A 3,300-nucleotide genomic window follows, 5' to 3' on the forward strand; every position below is an offset into this window, starting at 1 on the left:
AGCGCTCCCTTCACACGGAAGAGGCCACTGGTCCGACCCCAGTACCCCCCCCCCGGACAAGGGGCCCGCGAGATTCCGTACCCCGCGAACTTCTTGCTTTTCAGGGGCATTTGGCGTTCCCGGTGGCAGTTGGCGCAATTCGAGTAAATAGTTCCGCGGTCACTGCATACGGCCCACAAGTTCCCGCAGACGGCGGGCATTTCGCAGGCGTTGTTCGTAAGTCGCGCCGAGGGTGAGGAGCAGCATTCCGGCCGCGGCCGGCGGCAGCCAGCGGGGGAGTGCTCCGACCACCTGCACGACATACGGGGCGAGTTCGTGCAGGGCCACCAGGGCGAGCGTGAGGCCGCCGAGGGCGAGTGGGGCCTGCAGCCGGTGGCGCGCGCCGAGCAGCGTGACGAGCAGGGCCGCCGAGCCGAGCAGCAGCGGGCGCAGCCAGTGCGGATCGCCCCAGGCGGCGGCGAGGCTGGGCAGCAGCGTCACCGCGAGGCCGGGCCCGTACGCCGGCCAGGATGAGGCCTCGGTGTCACGGCGGCGGCGCAGGAGTCCGATGACGAGGGCCGGGACGGTCGCCGGCAGGGTGTACGCCTCGGGTGTGGTGATGTCCGAGGCGGCCAGGCGGACCCATGTGGCGAGCAGGAAGAGGGCGCCCGCGAGGTACGCCGCGGCGGGGCGGCGGTCGGCGCGCAGGGCTGTGGCCGAGGCGACGACGCCGACCAGGGCCAGCGTCAGGGACAGGGCGGGCGCGTCCGTCGAGGCGAGCCCGAGGGCGAGCACGGCAGCGGCTGCGCCGGCGAGCTCCGCGGACAGCGCGTAGGGCTTGGCGCGCAGACGGGCGCCGAGCAGCGCGGTTGCCGCGGGGATGACCAGCAGGACGAACGCGGCCCGGTGGGCGGGCAGTTCACCCGCGGACGGGAGGGCCAGGGCCAGGCCCGTGGCGGCGGCGACGGCCGTGACGGCGAGCGTGGACTGTGCCACGCCGTGCGGGTGCAGGGCCGTGGCGGCGAACGTGAGGGTCAGGAGGAGGCCGAGCGTGGTGAACGTGGCCGCTTCGGTCGCCAGGGCGAGCAGGGTCGCCGTCAGGGCGGAGGCGTAGAAGCAGACCAGGGCCGTGACGGCGAGGGCGCGGCCGGGTGCGGCAGCTGTCGATGGCCGCGGCGCCTTGTCGGCTGCCGGCCCGTGCGCCTCCTCGGGCGGCAGTGCGCGGGCCGCGAGCAGCGCCGCGGTCAGGGCGAGTGCGGCCAGCGTGAGGTGTGCGGTGAGCTCCGCGGCGTGGGCGAGGCGGAGCGACAGGGGCAGCGTGGCGAGTGCGGCCCACAGGGCCCCGGCGGCGCCGACAGCGGCCGGCGTACGCCAGGTGCGGCCCTCGCCCCCGCGATACGCGGCCCCGAGCACGGCCGCGACGATCAGCAGCGCGGCGGCCACGGCGAGACCGTCGGCCCCCGCCACCGCCTCACGGTGTGCGGCGCCCTGCCACACCTCGCCGAGCTGCTGTGCCGGGCCGAGCACCGAAGCGCCGAGCGCCGGCACGGTCCAGGCGAGGACCAGGACATGGACGAGGGCACAGGCGGCGGCCAGACCCCGCCGTACCGGCCGCGGCAGTGCGCTCCGTACGAGCGTCAAAAGGGCCGCCGCGCACAGCAGTTCGGCCACGACCGCCCACTCGCCGGGCAGGAGTGTGCGCAGGACACCGCCGGTCGCGATGAGGACGGCGAGGGCGGCGACCGCCGCCGCGCCGGTCGCGAGTTCGGTGCGCGGGGCGCGCCAAGCGGCGTGGAGGGCGATCGCGGCGGCGAACAGCAGGTGGCCGGCGGCCTCGGCGGCGGCTGCGGGCGTCGCGGCGTCCAGGACCAGGCCCGTGGCCGTGAGCAGGCCGCACACACCGACCGCTGCCGCACCCGCACCGGCCGTCACCCGCGCCGGCACCCGCGTGAGATGCGGCGCGGCCGTCGTGGAGGCGGCCGAGGTGACGAGCAGGGCGGCGCTCAGCAGGTGCGGACCCGCATCCGACGACGCCCACCAGAGCAGCAGCGGAAGTTGGGCGGCGGCCACGCCTGCCGGAAGCGGCAGATGCAGATCCCGTACGAGCAGGCCGTAGGCCGTCCAGAGCGAGGCGAGGACGGCGCACGCGGCGGCCGCGTAGGCGAGCGGGTCGGTGTCCGGCAGGGCGGCGGCGTGCAGTGCGTACGCGTCGAGGACCGTCAGGAGCAGGCCGACCGCCGCGATCGCCTCGGCCGTCGCGGACAGGCCGCGGCGCAGGAGGAACACGGGCAGCGCCAGCGCGCCCAGGGTGATTGTGCCGAGTACCGCACTGCGCCCGCCGATGCCCATGGAGCCCCAGCTCACGAGGGTGAAGGCGATCGCCGCGATGGCCAGCAGGATGCCGCCGAGGGCCAGCAGGACGTTCTGCACACCAGGGGCAGCGGTCTCGCGCTGAGCTTGCGGACCCGCAGTCCCGAGCCCTGAACCCGGGCCCGTCGTCGCAGGAGTACGCGGGGACCAGGTCTGGGGCGCGGGCGGTGCGCTCTGCTGCAGGATGCTGACCAGCCAGGCCCTGCGGGCCAGCAACTGGGCGCGGCGGGCGTCCAGTCGGGAGAGTTCGAGGTCGAGGATGCGCAGTTCCTCGGCCGGCGGCGGAATGCTCGTCATGGCACGGAGTGTGGCCCGCGTCATACGGCCGCGGATGCGCTCACGTACTCATCTCCCGCTGAGTACGTCCCGGGGCGACACTGGAGCCATGGACTGGAGTCACTACCGCTTCCGGAGTGTCTGGGACCTGCCGGCGGCGCCGGACGCGGTGTTCAGGGTGCTCGAGGAGGTGGAGGCGTACCCCTCCTGGTGGCGGGAGATCCGCGAGACGATCCGGCACGACGAGGACACCGGGGTGGTGCGGATCCGGTCCTTCCTGCCGTACGAACTGCTCGTCACCGTCCGCTCCGCACGGCGCGATCCCGACGCCGGAGTGCTCGAAGTGGCCGCGAGCGGGGACCTGCAGGGGTGGGCCCGGTGGACCGTCTCCTCGTACAACGGCGGGTCGCGTGCGGTGTACGAGCAGGAAGTGCGGGTGCAGCGGGGGCTGATGCGGCGGTTCGCCGTGCCGGGGCGGCCGGTGTTTCTGCTCAACCACGCGTTGATGATGCGCAACGGGAGGCGCGGCCTGGTCGGATACCTGGCTCAGCGGTGAGAACGGGTTTGAACCGAGGCCGTCCCGACCTGTATGGTTCAGTGCGTTCCCGGGCGATTAGCTCAGTGGGAGAGCGCTTCGTTCACACCGAAGAGGTCACTGGTTCGAACCCAGTATCG

2 protein-coding genes are annotated in these 3,300 nt (G+C 74.0%); one reads left to right on the plus strand and one right to left on the minus strand.

Annotated elements, in window-relative coordinates; genetic code table 11:
* Positions 1–159: 159 nt before the first annotated feature.
* Positions 160–2,646, minus strand: a complete 2,487-nt coding sequence (locus tag JAO81_RS41680) for an SCO7613 C-terminal domain-containing membrane protein (RefSeq protein ID WP_199553219.1) — start codon at positions 2,644–2,646, stop codon at positions 160–162.
* A gap of 88 nt (positions 2,647–2,734) precedes the next feature.
* Here JAO81_RS41680 and JAO81_RS41685 point away from each other — a divergent pair, with 88 nt between their 5' ends.
* Positions 2,735–3,181 carry an SRPBCC family protein gene (locus tag JAO81_RS41685; protein WP_199553220.1) on the plus strand — a complete coding sequence of 149 codons (447 nt, stop codon included), beginning with the start codon at positions 2,735–2,737 and terminating at the stop codon, positions 3,179–3,181.
* Positions 3,182–3,300: the final 119 nt, after the last annotated feature.

Origin of the sequence: Streptomyces sp. N35, assembly GCF_016464295.1 — a bacterium.
In the GTDB taxonomy this organism is placed as follows: Bacteria; Actinomycetota; Actinomycetes; order Streptomycetales; family Streptomycetaceae; genus Streptomyces.

Bases quoted from the DNA above. Each gene is read 5' to 3' on its own strand.
- JAO81_RS41680 (WP_199553219.1), bottom strand. From the start codon at position 2,646: ATGACGAGCATTCCGCCGCCGGCCGAGGAACTGCGCATCCTCGACCTC.
- JAO81_RS41685 (WP_199553220.1), top strand. From the start codon at position 2,735: ATGGACTGGAGTCACTACCGCTTCCGGAGTGTCTGGGACCTGCCGGCG.